The 15,994-nt window shown below is 39.9% G+C and carries 12 protein-coding genes; 5 read left to right on the top strand and 7 right to left on the bottom strand.

Annotated features, from left to right (window positions below):
* Position 1: 1 nt before the first annotated feature.
* The 4 genes from pilB to AU255_RS16325 all read right to left on the bottom strand — a co-directional run bounded on the left by pilB (position 2) and on the right by AU255_RS16325 (position 6,833).
* Positions 2 to 1,711: a type IV-A pilus assembly ATPase PilB gene (gene pilB / locus AU255_RS16340; RefSeq protein ID WP_080524191.1), complete on the bottom strand. Its 1,710-nt coding sequence runs from the start codon at positions 1,709 to 1,711 to the stop codon at positions 2 to 4.
* A 237-nt stretch (positions 1,712 to 1,948) separates the two neighbouring features.
* A complete protein-coding gene (locus tag AU255_RS16335; RefSeq protein WP_080523974.1) occupies positions 1,949 to 4,759 on the bottom strand; it encodes a valine--tRNA ligase in 2,811 nt (936 codons plus the stop codon).
* A gap of 165 nt (positions 4,760 to 4,924) precedes the next feature.
* Positions 4,925 to 5,356 carry a DNA polymerase III subunit chi gene (locus tag AU255_RS16330; RefSeq protein ID WP_080523973.1) on the bottom strand — a complete coding sequence of 144 codons (432 nt, stop codon included), beginning with the start codon at positions 5,354 to 5,356 and terminating at the stop codon, positions 4,925 to 4,927.
* On the bottom strand, positions 5,346 to 6,833 hold the full coding sequence (locus AU255_RS16325) for a leucyl aminopeptidase (RefSeq protein ID WP_080523972.1): 1,488 nt from the start codon (positions 6,831 to 6,833) through the stop codon (positions 5,346 to 5,348). The genes AU255_RS16330 and AU255_RS16325 overlap by 11 nt, the downstream gene beginning before the upstream one ends.
* Before the next feature lie 251 nt (positions 6,834 to 7,084).
* Here AU255_RS16325 and AU255_RS16320 point away from each other — a divergent pair, with 251 nt between their 5' ends.
* The 3 genes from AU255_RS16320 to AU255_RS16310 are packed head-to-tail and all read left to right on the top strand — an operon-like array spanning position 7,085 to position 9,954.
* Complete coding sequence (locus tag AU255_RS16320; protein WP_198942669.1) at positions 7,085 to 8,212, top strand: MlaE family ABC transporter permease; 1,128 nt, start codon at positions 7,085 to 7,087, stop codon at positions 8,210 to 8,212.
* Position 8,213: 1 nt separating this feature from the next.
* Positions 8,214 to 8,966 carry an ABC transporter ATP-binding protein gene (locus AU255_RS16315; protein WP_080523971.1) on the top strand — a complete coding sequence of 251 codons (753 nt, stop codon included), beginning with the start codon at positions 8,214 to 8,216 and terminating at the stop codon, positions 8,964 to 8,966.
* Positions 8,959 to 9,954: an MlaD family protein gene (locus tag AU255_RS16310; RefSeq protein ID WP_080523970.1), complete on the top strand. Its 996-nt coding sequence runs from the start codon at positions 8,959 to 8,961 to the stop codon at positions 9,952 to 9,954. Before AU255_RS16315 ends, AU255_RS16310 begins: the two co-directional genes overlap by 8 nt.
* A 110-nt stretch (positions 9,955 to 10,064) precedes the next feature.
* Here AU255_RS16310 and gloB read toward each other — a convergent pair whose 3' ends face one another.
* Together gloB and AU255_RS16300 are read right to left on the bottom strand one after the other, a co-directional pair.
* Complete coding sequence (gene gloB / locus AU255_RS16305) at positions 10,065 to 10,832, bottom strand: hydroxyacylglutathione hydrolase (RefSeq protein WP_332889067.1); 768 nt, start codon at positions 10,830 to 10,832, stop codon at positions 10,065 to 10,067.
* 65 nt (positions 10,833 to 10,897) lie between these two features.
* A complete protein-coding gene (locus tag AU255_RS16300; protein ID WP_080523969.1) occupies positions 10,898 to 12,283 on the bottom strand; it encodes a DegQ family serine endoprotease in 1,386 nt (461 codons plus the stop codon).
* 369 nt (positions 12,284 to 12,652) lie between these two features.
* Between AU255_RS16300 and AU255_RS16295 the strand changes: the two genes are divergently transcribed.
* Both AU255_RS16295 and AU255_RS16290 read left to right on the top strand, forming a co-directional pair.
* Complete coding sequence (locus tag AU255_RS16295; protein WP_080523968.1) at positions 12,653 to 13,228, top strand: DUF1264 domain-containing protein; 576 nt, start codon at positions 12,653 to 12,655, stop codon at positions 13,226 to 13,228.
* A 203-nt stretch (positions 13,229 to 13,431) separates the two neighbouring features.
* Positions 13,432 to 14,493, top strand: a complete 1,062-nt coding sequence (locus tag AU255_RS16290; protein ID WP_080524188.1) for a cytochrome-c peroxidase — start codon at positions 13,432 to 13,434, stop codon at positions 14,491 to 14,493.
* A gap of 252 nt (positions 14,494 to 14,745) precedes the next feature.
* On the opposite strand, the gene AU255_RS16285 is transcribed toward AU255_RS16290, so the two are convergent.
* Positions 14,746 to 15,993, bottom strand: coding sequence for a hypothetical protein (locus AU255_RS16285; RefSeq protein WP_080523967.1), 1,248 nt, complete (start codon positions 15,991 to 15,993; stop codon positions 14,746 to 14,748).
* Position 15,994 lies beyond the last annotated feature (1 nt).

Raw genomic sequence — 15,994 nt, 5'->3', positions numbered from 1 at the left:
ATTACTCTCTTGTTACTCGATCAATTTCTTCTATAGAAGTTACACCTTGCATGACTTTTAGTAAGCCTGATCGACGTAAGTCATTGACTCCTTCCGAAGTTGCTTGCTCTGCAAGTTGCATGGCATTGCAACCCTCCAAGATACGGCCACGCATTTGTTCAGTGATGGGCATCACCTGATAAATCCCTACGCGACCTTTATACCCAGCATTACAGTGCTCACAGCCCACAGCTTTATATGCGGTAAAGGTGCCCACTTCTTGTTTTTTGAATCCAGCCTCCAGTAAAATTTTGTCTGGATATTTTGCATTGGTTTTGCATTTTTCACATAGACGTCTAGTCAGCCTTTGCGCCATAATCAGTAATACTGAAGATACGATATTAAAAGCCGGAACGCCCATTTGCATTAAACGGTTCAGGGATTGAGGCGCATCATTAGTATGCAATGTGGATAATACCAAATGACCTGTTTGTGCGGCTTTTACAGCAATGTCTGCTGTTTCAAGATCTCGAATCTCACCCACCATAATGACATCAGGATCCTGGCGCAGGAAGGCTCTTAATGCAACAGGAAAGGTTAGGCCTGCTTTAACATTCATATTCACCTGATTAATACCTTCAACAGTAATCTCAACCGGGTCTTCAGCCGTTGATATGTTGCGTTCCATCGTGTTAAGAATATGCAAACCGGTATACAATGATACGGTTTTACCACTACCTGTAGGCCCGGTAACCAAAATCATGCCATATGGCTTCTGAATGGCATCAAGAAAGTGCTTTTTTTGCTCAGGTTCAAAACCAAGTTCTTCAATGCCCATCTCGGCGCTAGCAGGGTCTAATATACGTAAGACTACTTTTTCACCAAATAGGGTTGGACAGGTACTAACACGAAAATCAATGGATCTGTTTTTTGAAATTTTCATTTTAATACGCCCATCCTGAGGGATACGGCGTTCTGCTATGTCCATTTTGGCCATAACTTTTATACGTGAAATAATTCGATGAGATATATTAGAAGGAGGGCTGGCAATTTCAGATAACATGCCATCGCTTCTAAAGCGGATACGGAAGCTTTTTTCATACGGCTCTAAATGGATATCAGAAGCGCCTTTTTTAATAGCATCCAGAAAAACTTTATTGACAAAACGAACGATGGGAGCATCATCAATATCACTAGTATCTTCTTCTATTACCTGGCTATTGCCATCAGTAATAATAATATTTTCAAGGTCGGTATCAATCAAGTCACTTATAGAGGTATCACCAGCTTCTATAAATGATTCTATATATCTAGTAAGCTTGTCTTCTTCAACCAGGATAGTTTCAGTATTTAAGCGAGTATGAAATTTAATATCATCCAGCGCCTGAACATTAGTCGGGTCTGATAAACCAATAAATAAGCGATTACCTCTCTGGAAAAGAGGTAAGACATGATGTTGGCGGATGAGTCTTTCGCTGACTAGGTTGTAGGGCAGGGCAGACTTATCTATTGCAGATAAATCAAAGAAAGGTACACCAAATTTAGTGGAAACATGTTGTGCTGCTACTTTTGCATCAATAAGCTTATTTTTAACTAAATAACTAATTAGCGGCACATTATTTTTTTGTGCCTCAATCTCATGCGTCGCAGCTTCAGCTTCAGTCAATAAGCCTTCTTTTACGATGCATTTTAGTAAGCCACTAAATTGTATCTCTGATGAATTTTCCGCCATAAAATTATTATAGATATTGTCTTTCATCCATTAAATATAGATGAAACTTCATCATTAGCCAAGTTATTCATTAATATTGATTAAGTAGAAGTTTTATTAAGGATAAGTATTAAAAGCAATTCTCTTGCTACCTGGATTAATCATTCTGGAAATTTTGTTTTGCAATTTTTGATGCAAGGAGAAATCGAATTCGGTATCCCTTGCATCTTTAAAGAGTAAAAATACTGATATCAATGTTTACAATAGTCTAATTTTTTGTAATTGCTGATTAAAATTAGTCAGTGAGCTTTGTATATTGACCAATTTTTCTTTTTCTTTGTCAATAACATTTGCGGGTGCTTTATCGACAAATTTAGGGTTATTCAATTTCCCTTCAATACGCGGTAAATCTTTTTCTAGTCTGGCAATTTCTTTTTCCAGACGGTTCATTTCTGCTACTTTATCAATTAAACCGGCCATGGGGATAAGAATACGTAGTTCGCCAACTAAAGCAATGGCAGACTCGGGAGCAGTTTCATGGGTTTCTAAACAGGTAATTGATTCAATACGGCCAAGTTTTTGTAAATAAATCCGAGCATGTGGCAGGTATTGCTGGTCTAATATACTGATGTTTTCCAGTAAAACTGGTAAAGGTTTGCCTGGCGCAATATTCATTTCTCCACGAATTCGTCGGACACCTAAAATAAATTGTTTAGTCCATTCAGTAGTGGCAATAGCTTGCTGGTCTATTTGTGCCGTATCTGATTCAGGATATGCCTGTAACATTATCGTTGCAGCGTTTACCCCAGCCAATGGCGCTACACGTTGCCAGATTTCTTCGGTAATAAAAGGCATGATCGGATGCGCAAGACGCAATACTGTTTCTAAAACAGTTAATAATGTTTTGCGGGTGCCACGTTGTAGTGCTTCATTATCTGATTGCAATGAAATTTTTGACAATTCTAAATACCAGTCACAATAGTCATTCCAGATAAATTCATAAATTTCTTGGGCGGCGTGGTCAAAACGGTAATTTTCAATAGCATCGCTCGTGGTGGCAATAACCTGATTTAAACGCGATACGATCCATTTGTCTGTCTGGCTGCACTCCAGAACACCTCCAGTTACTCCACAATCCTGCTCTTCAGTATTCATCAGTACAAAACGTGCAGCATTCCATAATTTGTTACAGAAATTACGGTAACCTTCTATCCGGCCACTGTCCAGACGAATATCTCGACCTGTTGACGCAAGTGAAGCAAAGGTAAAGCGGAGTGCATCAGTTCCATAAGAAGGAATACCAGCCGGAAATGCTTTACGGGTCGCTTTTTCGATTTTTTCTGCCAGGTGCGGTTGCATCATTCCTGAGACACGCTTGGTTACTAAATCTTCTAAACAAATGCCATCAATTAAATCAATAGGGTCTAAGACATTACCTTTAGATTTAGACATTTTTTGGCCTTCCGCATCGCGTACTAGCCCATGTATATAAACCTTTTTGAAAGGTACATCACCCATGAATTTTTTGCCCATCATAATCATGCGAGCTACCCAGAAAAAGATAATATCAAAGCCTGTGACTAAAACAGCACCAGGATAATGCTGCTCTAGTTCAGGTGTCTTTTCAGGCCAGCCTAAGGTTGAAAAAGGCCACAGTGCTGAAGAAAACCAGGTGTCTAATACATCTTCATCTTGTTTTAATGCATAGCCATCAGTTAGATTATGTTTTTCACGAACGTCTTGCTCAGTGCGTCCAACATAAATATTACCCAATTCATCATACCAGGCAGGGATACGGTGCCCCCACCAAATCTGCCGCGAAATACACCAATCCTGTATATTATTCATCCAGTCGTAATAGGTATTTTTCCAGTTATCAGGAACAAATTGAATCTCGCCACTTTTAACTGCCTCTAAAGCGGGTTCAGCAAGTGGTGCAACTTTGACATACCATTGGTCAGTTAGTAACGGTTCTATGATGCTGCCCGAACGATCGCCGCGTGGCACCATTAATTTATGGTCGTCAATTTTTTCTAATAGACCCAGGGAGTCCAGATCGGCCACGATTTGTTTACGAGCCGCGACACGGTCCAAGCCTATATATTGTGCAGGAATTAAGTCTTGTTCCTCTTCTTCATTAGCGCGAATTGCTGCATCAACGGTAAAAATATTAATTAGACCACCATGAATTTGGTTTTGAATGGCAGAGATTTCTTTGTGCCGTGTCCAGACCTCGTAGTCATTAAAGTCATGTGCAGGGGTAATTTTAACGCAACCTGTACCAAATTCAGGATCCACATACTCATCGGCAATAATCGGAATTAATCGACCTGAAAGCGGTAACTTAATAAATTCACCAAGCAAGTGTTTGTAACGCTCGTCATTTGGATGAATCGCTACAGCCGCATCACCGAGCATGGTTTCAGGGCGCGTTGTGGCGACGATTAAATGCCCGGATCCATTAGACAGTGGATAACGCATATGCCACATAGAGCCGTTTTCTTCTTCGGATAACACTTCTAAATCCGATACTGCGGTATGTAATACGGGGTCCCAGTTAACCAGGCGTTTACCACGATAAATCAAGCCTTCTTCATACAGGCTGATAAACACTTCTTTAACTGCTTCAGATAATCCATCATCCATCGTAAAGCGTTCGCGTGACCAGTCCAGTGATGCCCCCATGCGGCGTAATTGCTTGGTAATCGTGCCGCCTGATTCCTCTTTCCAGTCCCATATACGCTCAATAAATTTTTCGCGTCCATAGTCATGCCGGGTTTTACCTTCCTGGTTAATTAAACGTTCAACCACCATTTGTGTAGCTATCCCGGCATGATCAGTTCCCGGTTGCCACAAAGTGTTATAGCCTTTCATGCGATGGTAACGGGTAAGCGCATCCATAATAGTATCCTGGAAAGCGTGCCCCATATGCAAACTGCCCGTGACATTAGGAGGTGGAATCATAATACAGAATGATTTACCTTCCTGCCTGGGAGCGAAGTAATTTTTTTCTTCCCAAGTGGTGTACCAATGTTGTTCGATAGCAGCGGGGTTGTATGTTTTTTCCATGAATGCGGTTTAGATATAGATTGAAAAGTTTTTATTAAGAGTGATGTAAGCTGAATTATGTTATCTGGCGAAGCATAGATAACATAATCCGACACTGCTTTTTAAACAGTCTATTGTCGGGTTGAGTTTATCTTGCTTGGCAATAAAAATTTAATCCAGACTACGTTACATTGTATGGGTATTAGGTGTTATACCTTGCTGTTGATACTGGCGGTAACGCAACCTGCCTGCTTGTTTTTGGGTTTCATCATTATCTAATAACTCAAGGATTTGTTCTGATAGCATGAAATTTTCAGGACATTTTGTCGATAAATTAATCAGTGTATGTTGCCAGGGTGCAGGGGCTTGTTGTGTGCCAATTATAACGGTATTAGCAATGCTCGGTAAGTCATTCTGGTAAATTTCGTGTGCCACAAAACTGTTGGCACGAAAAGTCCAAAGCTGTTTATCCATTTGTTGCGCCTGGATTAAATTATCAGTCAGTATATAAGTTTTAAATCCCAGGCGAAAAGCCTTTTCAGCTAATTTGCAGGCAAATAGTTGTCGTCCCTGTTCCGACTGGGACGACAAGATATAAAAATTAACCTTAGGCGGCATTCGAGCGGTCTAGTAAATATTGTACTAATAGCGGCACAGGGCGACCTGTTGCACCTTTTGCATCTCCAGTTTTCCAGGCTGTCCCTGCTATATCCAGATGCGCCCATTGGTAGTCTTCGGTAAATCGCGATAGAAAACAAGCAGCTGTAATGGTTCCGGCATCACGCCCGCCGATATTGGCTATATCGGCAAAGTTAGATTTTAACTGATCCTGATATTCATCCCATAAAGGTAAACGCCAGACACTATCCAAAGCGGTTTCACTTGCGCTATATAGGTCATTGCAAAGTGCATCGTCATTACCCAGCAAGCCACTAGGTACACGTCCTAAGGCAACCAAACACGCACCTGTCAGCGTTGCCATATCAATCACTACATCGGGGTTGAATTTTTTGGCGTAAGTGAGTGCATCACACAGAATTAGACGACCTTCAGCATCGGTATTTAATATTTCGATAGTCAGCCCAGCCATGCTGGTGACAATATCTCCAGGTTTATTGGCATCGCCATCAGGCATATTTTCGGAAGAGGGGATAATGCCGATAATATTCAATGGCAGTTCTAATTGCGCTGCTGCCTGCAATGCACCAAGAACGGCTGCACTACCGCACATATCATATTTCATTTCATCCATGCCAGCACCCGGTTTTAAAGAAATACCACCGGCATCAAAGGTTAAACCTTTGCCAACAAATACAATCGGCTGAACATTTTTATCGGCCCCTTTATATTCCAGAGTAATTAGTTTAGCCGGTTGACGGCTACCGCGACTGACTGAAAGAAAAGAGCCCATACCGAGTTTTTCCATATCGGCTTCTTCCAGAATTTCAGCTGTTAAATTTTTATTTTGCTTGGCTATCTCAAGTGCTTGTCCAGCCAGATACGTTGGTGTACAAATATTTCCTGGTAAATCAGAGACGCGTTTTGCCAGTGCAACGCCTTGTGCAATTGCTTTGCCTTGATTAATGCCTGTTTGAATAGCATCTGTATCTGTCAGGCTATTCAGGCTTAAAGCTTTTAGAGCCAGTATGTCTGCTGGTTTACTTTTGCAATCATTAAATTGATAGAATGATGTATCAAAAGCTTCAATAATCTGCCGTGCGTTCCAGGTGATACTGTGTTTAGCCAGCTTAATTTCGGTTAAATAACAGTCAGCGCTGCTGATTTGGGTTGATTTTAGTGTATTAGCGGCAGCATTTATTGCTTTACGATAATCCTTCGGCGTTAATTTGTCGGCATCGCCAAAGCCCACTAGTAACGTACGTTTAATTGCAGCATAGGGTAAATAATTTATCAGCAAGGTATCAGCAACTTTACCCTTGATATCACCGCGTTGGAGAGTATCCGTAATTAAACCATCGGTCAATAAATCCAGTTTTTGCGCTGCTGGGCTTAGCTGTTTATTTTCAAAAACTGCTACGATAAGGCATTCAGTTTTCAGTGTTTCTATAGGGGTGTTGGCTAATAAATAATCCATAAAGCTCATTAGGAGGTTGGGTTGATAATGTAAATGATTATACAATATATTTGGCCTGTATAAGTTTGCTGTGCAGTATTATCGGAAAAACAGTCGACACAAAGTCTCAATCATGAGTGTGTAAAGCTCACAGAGGGTAGTCTATTTTTTCAACAGGGCGTCCACGGGTCGTTAAATAAGCAATTTTTTTATTGACTGTGTCCGCTAATTATTGCTTATATGTGCATAGTTTTTTAACAATAGGTTTTTCATTGGATCAATGTACGTTTCAACTTTCATCAACTGAAGGCAAAATAAGTAAAGCGCATATTCAGGGCGACTGGGTCATGGGTAATATTGTGCCCAGTTTCAAGTCAGTTAAGCCTCAACTGGAAAAACAGAGCTGTGTGCAGCTTGACTTAAAGATTCAGCAACTAGGCCGCTGGGATAGCCGTTTCGTGCTTTTTTTATTTCAGTTAGATGCGTATTGTAAAGAACAGGGTATTGTCCTTAATATGGCGGATGTGCCCGCTGCAGCACAAGGCTTATTACATCAAGCCTCTGCTTTTCCAGTGCGTGACAGTGGGCAAAAGATTCTACATGAAGCATCATTCCTTGCGCGGTTAGGACAGCAAACGTTGGCTTTTTATCAGCAAACTCAGGCTATGCTAACGTTTGTTGGTGAAGCATGTCTGAGCAGTTTACGTTTATTACAAGGTAAGGCCTGTTTTCGACAAAGAGATTTATGGCTGATTATGCAAGAATGCGGCCCCGGCGCATTAGCTATTGTCACATTAATTAGCCTGCTAGTGGGATTGATACTCGCATTTGTCGGTGCCATGCAGCTTAAGATTTTTGGGGCGCAAATTTATGTAGCCAATCTGGTAGGTTTAGGCATGGCCAGGGAAATGGGGGCGATGATGACGGCTATTATTATGGCAGGGCGCACGGGGGCTGCATTTGCTTCGCAGCTAGGCTCCATGCAGGTGAATGAGGAAATTGATGCTCTGGAAACCTTAGGAATTTCACCGATTGATTTTCTCGTTTTACCGCGTATGTTAGCGCTGATTATTATGCTGCCGCTATTATGTTTATATGCTGATTTGATGGGGATTCTGGGGGGATTATTAGTTAGTGTGACTTTGCTGGATATTTCAGTGGTCGAGTATTTAATACAGACCAAATCCGCACTCGATCTGAATGACTTTTTTGCAGGATTAATTAAAAGCAGTGTCTTTGGCGTATTGGTAGCATTATCCGGGTGTTTAAGTGGTATGCAATGTGGACGCAGTTCTTCTTCCGTTGGAGATGCGGCAACAGCCGCCGTAGTAGCTGGAATAGTGAGTATTGTAGTCGCAGATGCTACTTTGACAGTGGTTTATCAGATTATAGATTTTTAATATGAAACAAGTACATATTGAGGTTAAAAACTTAACGATGGCTTATGGTGATTTTATTATCCAGCAGGATCTTAATTTCAGTATCTATAAAGGCGATATTTTTATCGTAATGGGCGGTAATGGCTGTGGGAAAAGTACCTTACTCAGGCATCTATTAGGTTTAAAGGCACCTGCTGCAGGTGATATTTATTATCAGGATGCAAATTTATGGAAAATTTCTGAAACAGAGCGTAAGAAAATCATGCGTGCTAATGGTGTAATGTATCAAAGCGGTGCATTATGGAGTTCATTGACCCTGGCGGAAAACATAGAGTTGCCCTTAAAAGAATATACGGATTTAAGTTATGATGAAATTCAAGGTCTGGCTTACTTTAAGCTGGCATTAGTCGGTCTGGTGGGATTTGAGGAATATTATCCGGCAGAAATTAGTGGTGGCATGAAAAAAAGAGCGGGCCTTGCAAGGGCTTTGGCATTGGATCCGGATATTTTGTTTTTTGACGAACCTTCCGCTGGCTTAGATCCTTTGAGTGCCAAATTATTAGATGACTTGATTATTAGTATTCAGGCAAGTCTAGGCACGACAATTGTTGTCGTAACTCATGATTTGCCTAGCCTGTTTGCCATTGGTACGGATAGTGTTTTTCTGGATTCGATCAGTAAAACACAAATTGCCCAAGGCCCACCTAAAGATTTATTAAATAAATGTCCAAACCCTGTTGTACAACAGTTTTTAAGTAGAGGGATGCATGAGTAAACAAGCTAATCCGACTATTATTGGTGTTTTTGTGATGGGAGCAGTGTTGATTGCTCTTTTGGGCATTACAGTGTTTACCAGTGGTCAATGGTTCACGGCGAAATCCAGATATGTTATTTATTTTAATGAATCAGTGAATGGTTTATCTATTGGTGCTTTGGTAAAAATGCAGGGTGTCCCGATAGGGAAGGTAACCGATATTCAAGTACAACTAGATCCAAACACTAAACGTATATTGACGCCGGTATTTATTGAAATAGATCATCAAAAATGTAAACAAATACTGGATCTAAAGGATCCTCATAGCGACAAGATGGTTATGGAGCAATTGATAAGTGATGGTTTGCGTATGCAATTGCAATATACCAGTTTAGTCACTGGGCAATTATATATAGAATCTTTATTAAACCCCAAGTTACCAGTTAAGTTAACCGGTTTAAATCATGATTTTGTAGAATTGCCTGCGATTACCTCCAGTAGTCAGGAGGTGCAAAAAAATATAACTGATGTAATTAGAGAGTTTCAGAATCTTGATATTCAGGAGTTGTTTACAGAGTTGTTGTTAACGGTTAAAAATATTAAGCAAATTACGGGTTCTGATGAAACCAAACAGGCGATTCATGCTTTATCAGCTTCTTTAACTGAATTAGAAGGTATTCTAACTACTTTTAATAAGCATTCAGTGGCGATTGCTGTTAATGCTGAAACAACTTTGAAGCATAGCAGTACGACTATGCAAAAACTGGATAATGCAACTGCGCCTTTATTGGCGGATATTCAACAAACGATTGCAAATACCAATTTAACGCTTGATCAATTTAAAGTGAGTGCAGACAATATAAGTGAAGTATTCAATGGAGATGCTCAGTTACAACGCAATTTAAATAGCACTTTAATAGAGTTAAGCCGTTCTGCAAAATCCTTACGCTTATTAGCGGATTATTTAGAGCGTCACCCTGAAGCGATTATTCAAGGAAAAAAACGCTAAGATGAGTAGCAATGGATAAACCAGGTTTTTGCCCATAGTATGTTTTTCGTTTTTTTAGTAAATTTTTGTTAACAAATAAGTTCAGTAAACAAACCATACTATTGCTGGTTTCAAAAACGATTTTTTCTTAGCCGGAGTTCAGTAAATACAGCTAGTTCAGAAGCTCCTTGCATAGCCAGTGTTTGTTGTATGTCAGGACTGTCAGTACGTAAAAACGGGTTAGTGGTCTGTTCCTGTTCCAGGGTTGTTGGAACGGTCGGTAGGTTATTTTCCCTGAGTTGCTTAATACGCTCAACTGCTTTAAGTAAGTTAGTATTCTCAGGTTCTACTGAAAGTGCAAATTGTGCATTCGCAGCCGTATATTCATGCGCGCAGTAGACTTTTGTATCTAAAGGAAGGCTGGAAAATTTTTTTAACGATTGCAGCATTTGTTCGGCTGAACCTTCAAATAAACGACCGCAACCGATTGCAAATAAGGTATCACCACAGAAAAGTGCCTTAGCTTCAGGCTGATAAAAGGCGATATGGCCGATAGTATGTCCTGAACAACTAATTACCTGAAACTCGTAGTTGCCCAGTTTAAAGATGTCACCTTCACTTAATGATATATCAATACCAGGGATACGTTGCTGGTCTGTTGCAGATCCGACAATTTTACACTGAGTTTTCTTTTTTAACGCCAGGTTTCCACCAATATGATCTCCATGATGATGGGTGTTAAGAATATAGTTAAGTTGCCAGTTTTTTTGTTTAAGTACATCTAATACTGGTTCTGCTAACGCTGGATCAACGACGGCTGTTTCTTGCGATTCAGGGTCATGAATAAGGTAAATGTAATTATCATTAAGAACTGGAATTTGTTGTATATCTAACATCATAATTACTCAATCTAGTAGTGAAGGGTGGACAACGCTAATGTCCACCCCTGATTAATTTGTCCCTGCTATTTAATCACAAAATATAGAAAACTTTGTCCGCGTTGCAAATGCAGAAGGAGTTGATCATGTGATAAGCTTGCTGCTTGCTTTAAATCTGCGAGTGTCGCGACCTCTTTTTTATTGACTGCCAAAATAATATCGCCGTCCATCAAACCCACTTGGGCAGCAGGACTATTTGCTTGTACACCCGTAATCAATAAGCCTTTGCTAACACCTTGATAGGGTTGCTTCGTGCTCAGTTCTTTTAAAGTTGCGCCTTTTAATAAAGGCAATTCAGTAGACGAGGCAGTTAGTCGCCCTGGAGAAGCGCCACCTATTTTCGCTGTTACTGTCATAAGTTGCTTGTCGCGGTATAAATCAACACTTACTTCTTCATCGACACGTTTCATGCCGATATTAGTGCGTAATGAACTAGCGCCGGTTATTTTTTTTCCATTGATAGCAACAATCACATCGCCTGCCTTAATACCTGCTTTTTCAGCGGCACTATTAGGCGATACTTTTGATACCAATGCGCCACGTTTGCCTTTTAAATCCATGGCATCAGCAAGGTCAGAGTTTAAATCCTGAATTTGTACACCTAACAAGCCACGTTTAATCTCCCCATGTTCCAGTAACTGATTCATGACTTTTTTTGTCATGTTAATAGGAATCGAAAAACCAATACCTACATTACCACCTGAGGGAGCGAGTATCGCAGAATTGATACCGATCAAGCGTCCACGTAAATCAATTAATGCACCACCTGAATTACCCGGATTGATAGAGGCATCTGTCTGGATAAAGTTCTCATAGCCTTCAATACCTAGATTGGTTCGTCCCAACGCACTAATCATGCCTGAAGTTACGGTATGGCTAAGGCCAAATGGATTACCAATTGCCACAGCAAAATCCCCGACCTGTAATTCATCAGAATCACCCAGAGGAATACTGGTCAAGTCCTTGGCCTCTACTTGTAAAACAGCAATATCTGTTTCTGCGTCTGTGCCAATTAATTTGGCTTTTAATTTTTGCTTGTTATGTAAAGTAACAAAGATAGTGTCAGCGTTAGCGATTACGTGGTTATTAGTAATGATATAACCCTTATTTGCATCGACAATGACGCCTGAGCCTATGCCCTGAGTTTGCCTTTGTGTAGGCATTTGCGGCACAAAACGACGAAAATAGGGATCATTCATCATCGGGTGCTGTTGGACAGCAACAGTACCTTGCGTAGAAATGTTAACAACACTGGGTAATACATTTTTTAGCATAGGAGCCAGCGTAGGAATAGTTTGCTGAGGCGATAATGGGTAGCTACTATCAGGTGAATCACTAAAGGCCGAGACTTGGCTAGCCGCCATGGTTATGCTTAAAGTTAAACTAAATAATAGGTGTTTTTTTATGTTCATAATAAATACGTAATGGCTAAAAAGCGTTAGATTATCAAATGCCAGGGTATGAATCTTGAGCCTGAAAACAAAGTCAATAATGTTTATTTCAATATGTAGTATGACTCTCAGATCTATCTTATAGGCAAAATAATAAAATACAAGGGTAGGATGAACGACCCGTTAATTTGTATTAAATTTTATAAATCATTGAAATATAAGTATATATTTATTTTACGGGAAAAATATAGTAAATTAGTCGGGAAATATTTGACATGTTTTCCTGTTACAATATAATAAATTACTAATATATATTTACTCGAAACTATTTAATAATAATAATTTTTGAAAGCTGTTTAATGGGCTTTTTATAAACCGGGGAAGAATAAAATGAAACTAAAATTACTTATGTCTAGCGCGTTAATCGTTCTGGTAAGTGGCTGTTCAAAATCTGAACAAGCACCTGTTGTCGTAGAAAAAGCAGCGGTATACAACGAAACCTTGAATCCTCGCCAAAAAGAATATCCAAATCATTTGGGCTTTAACGATTTACATATTCAAGCGATCCGACATATAAAACCTGATACCCATGATGTCAACGATCCCAAATTACAAACAATAGTGCATCATCATTGTAAAGCCTATGACGACGGTACTTTTATTTGCTTAATGTTCCACTCAGGTATGAAAGATCAGGATAAGCCAATTGGTTTTGAGTACATTATTACTACAGCGCAATATAATTCATTGCCAGAAGAAGAAAAACATTACTGGCATTATCATCTGGTAGAAGTGCCAAGAGCTCATGCAACATTTCCGGATTTAACAGCTGAAGAAGCTGCAAAAATATTACCTGCAGTTAACGAGACCTACGGTAAAGTTATTTATTTTAAAAATATGGATGATGAATTTCCGTTGGGTGAACCTTACGTCCTGATTGTTCAGGATATGCCTGAGCAAGACTAAATATCTATTTAAATTTTCCATGATAAATTGTTGAGGGCTAAAGGCTGCTTTGCTAATACTGGAGATTATTGGTTAAAGTAGCTTTAACCCTTTTTTCTGAGCCCTTTCATTAAAGGGCTTTTTTTTCGAAAATCTATAAAGCATTCGATGCAACATAAAGATATGTAATGCAGACTCTGAATGTTCGTGTTTTGGAGCAAGATATGCAAAAAGTTAGCATGGGTTTCTTACTGTGTTTACAGGTTTCATTGGTTTTAGCAGATAACTTACTTGGCCTGCCAGGGCTTTCTATACCAGTAAATAACCAGCAAACACTTAAAAAAATCGCCTTGGGTAAAAAGCTTTTTAATGATAAACGTCTAAGCCAGGATGAAACAATTAGCTGTGCTAGTTGTCATGATAAAAACAGGGCCTTTACTGACGGACAAAAAGTTGCTGTTGGTATTAGACAACAAGTCGGTTTTAGAAATGCACCAACAGTTATCAATGCAGCTTATTACCAGACTTTATTTTTAGATGGCAGAGCAGCCAGTCTAGAAGAGCAGGCACTTGGTCCTTTTTTGAATCCTATCGAGCATGGCTTAAAAAGTCATCGGCAAATCGTTGAGGTAGTTGCTCAAGACCCTTATTATCAGCAACAGTTTACAGTAGTATTTAATTCGGCAGAAATAACGGTACAGCAGATAGCTCAAGCTATAGCGAGTTTTGAGCGTACATTGATTGCAGGCAACTCAGCTTTCGATCGCTATTTATTCGGTCGTGATAGGCTGGCGTTAACTCCAAGCGAAGCGCGTGGAATGCGCCTTTTTAGACGCAAAGGCAACTGTGCCAACTGCCACGAGATAAGCGGCAAAGATGCCTTGTTTATGGATAATCGATTTTATAATCTAGGTGTAGGTTTTGATAAAGTGAATCCACAAATAGATGTGTTTGTTCAAGCTATAAGAACAGGGGAGAATGCAGATGAATTTTCTTTTACCGAGGCACAGAGGGCAGAATTAGGTCGATTTAACGTAACTCATGCCATTGCCGATTTAGGTAAATTTAAAACCCCTACGCTGCGAAATGTCGCCTTAACGGCACCCTATATGCATGATGGCAGTATTCATACCTTAGCAGAGGTTGTTGAATACTATGATAAAGGCGGCGATAAAAATGCATTTCAGGATCCCGCTATTTTCCCTTTGCATTTAACAAATCAGGAAAAAAAAGATTTAGTGGCTTTTCTTAACGCTTTGACCAGTGAGCAGTATTTGTCTAAATGAAGTGTAAAAGGCTTAGAGGACCTGTAGGAAAATGGGATACTGGCCATTCTAGCAACCTTGGTAGAGTATCTTTCAAGGCTTCATAATGAGTCTATGCAGGTACATTGACCATCTAGAGAGCCAGTATTTTTTTAATTATTTAACCGCTTATTAATGCTTTCGCGTGTAACACCAGTTTCATTAACAATTGTGTGTTCTGAATTCAGATGTTAATTATGTGTGAATTTTGATTTTATATCTCGCAGCAAAAAATTAATCAAATATATTACCGTGATGGTAGCGTTCGTCAGCGCCTGCAGCCTGGGTTAGAGCGGCTACATTGTCTTTGGTGAAAAAACCATCAAAGCCATGGCAGCGTTCAACATATTCAGTGATCAAAAGTGAGTATTCAGAATGTTTAGAAAAAATCTGCTTGAGATTAGGCTTATCTGTACATTCACCAACGACATTTGCAAGAAAAGGGAGGCCGTAACTTTTCAGGGTATCCACAACAAAATCAATGTTCTTTTCTCCGCCCATATGATCTCCGTCTTTTACTTCATAGGCGATATGATGCATACGTCTGCCATAATTTCTGACAAAATCTTCTGTAGGCATGGGTAAGTTCTCGAATGAATTCACAAATGAAGGTATATTATTCGCGGTAAAGACCTTGGCTGGAGAAAATTTATCATCATCGACACCGGGATGTCTATTGACATTAGTTGATGAATTTTGGTCGGCAATATTATAGGCACCCCAGAAGTAATAGTTTGACATGGTGAGAAACTCGAGAATAGCATCTTCTCTTTCACCCGACAAGATTCGCGTCGCCATATGATCGACACCCAGTAATAATTCATTTGTCTCTTTTGCTGCGGCTCTGTCTGCTGCTTGTGCGAGTGCTTCTATTTCATTTTTACGTAATAAAATACGTTGCCCCAACTCAATTTTATCCATTTCAAATGCCTCTATAGGCATATAACCTACACGATTGCCTGTCAGTGAAGAAGGCTGAGTGAAGTTGAAATGGCGGTTGGAGAAGAACTTGTTTTCGGTTTCATCGGGGTAATGAAAACGAATATTATGCGATTCAAGAATATTTCGCGTTTCTGCCAAGTCACGAGTATTGAATACTTCACCCACATAACGCGCGTTAGGTTTTTTACGTGCCAGTGGATAAAGCAGGTTTAGACGTGTTAAATCATCTCTGAAGGTTTTATCCAGAGGTTCCAGAACGATGTAGCGGGGCCATTCAGGTCTGGCTTGCATAATATAGATCTTGTGCGTTTCATTAAGATAAGCATCCTGAAAGCGGAATGGTGTAAGTAGGTATAATTCTTCCATATAGGCCAGAGCGTCTCCGGTTTCTACCTGAACGACAAGTGCGCAAATATTTTCCAGTAAATCATCAATCCCACTCGATTTTCGGCGTTGAAATATTTTCAGACGATAGTCGTTGAAAAAATCCGAGTTTTTTTTGTCACCTACGGGTTGGTAAGTCATGATGGACAAACTCATT

It is taken from the genome of Methyloprofundus sedimenti (genome assembly GCF_002072955.1).
In the GTDB taxonomy this organism is placed as follows: Bacteria; Pseudomonadota; Gammaproteobacteria; order Methylococcales; family Methylomonadaceae; genus Methyloprofundus; species Methyloprofundus sedimenti.
The sequence above is the reverse complement of the archived record's forward strand: the minus strand, read 5'-3'. Positions and strand labels throughout refer to the sequence as shown.

What these genes read in the sequence shown, in the direction of transcription:
- AU255_RS16335 (WP_080523974.1), bottom strand. Translation starts at nt 4,759, where the DNA reads ATGGAAAAAACATACAACCCCGCTGCTATCGAACAACATTGGTACACC.
- AU255_RS16300 (WP_080523969.1), bottom strand. Translation starts at nt 12,283, where the DNA reads ATGAACATAAAAAAACACCTATTATTTAGTTTAACTTTAAGCATAACC.
- AU255_RS16315 (WP_080523971.1), top strand. Translation starts at nt 8,214, where the DNA reads ATGAAACAAGTACATATTGAGGTTAAAAACTTAACGATGGCTTATGGT.
- AU255_RS16290 (WP_080524188.1), top strand. Translation starts at nt 13,432, where the DNA reads ATGCAAAAAGTTAGCATGGGTTTCTTACTGTGTTTACAGGTTTCATTG.
- AU255_RS16310 (WP_080523970.1), top strand. Translation starts at nt 8,959, where the DNA reads ATGAGTAAACAAGCTAATCCGACTATTATTGGTGTTTTTGTGATGGGA.
- AU255_RS16295 (WP_080523968.1), top strand. Translation starts at nt 12,653, where the DNA reads ATGAAACTAAAATTACTTATGTCTAGCGCGTTAATCGTTCTGGTAAGT.
- pilB (WP_080524191.1), bottom strand. Translation starts at nt 1,711, where the DNA reads ATGGCGGAAAATTCATCAGAGATACAATTTAGTGGCTTACTAAAATGC.
- gloB (WP_332889067.1), bottom strand. Translation starts at nt 10,832, where the DNA reads ATGATGTTAGATATACAACAAATTCCAGTTCTTAATGATAATTACATT.
- AU255_RS16285 (WP_080523967.1), bottom strand. Translation starts at nt 15,993, where the DNA reads ATGAGTTTGTCCATCATGACTTACCAACCCGTAGGTGACAAAAAAAAC.
- AU255_RS16330 (WP_080523973.1), bottom strand. Translation starts at nt 5,356, where the DNA reads ATGCCGCCTAAGGTTAATTTTTATATCTTGTCGTCCCAGTCGGAACAG.
- AU255_RS16325 (WP_080523972.1), bottom strand. Translation starts at nt 6,833, where the DNA reads ATGGATTATTTATTAGCCAACACCCCTATAGAAACACTGAAAACTGAA.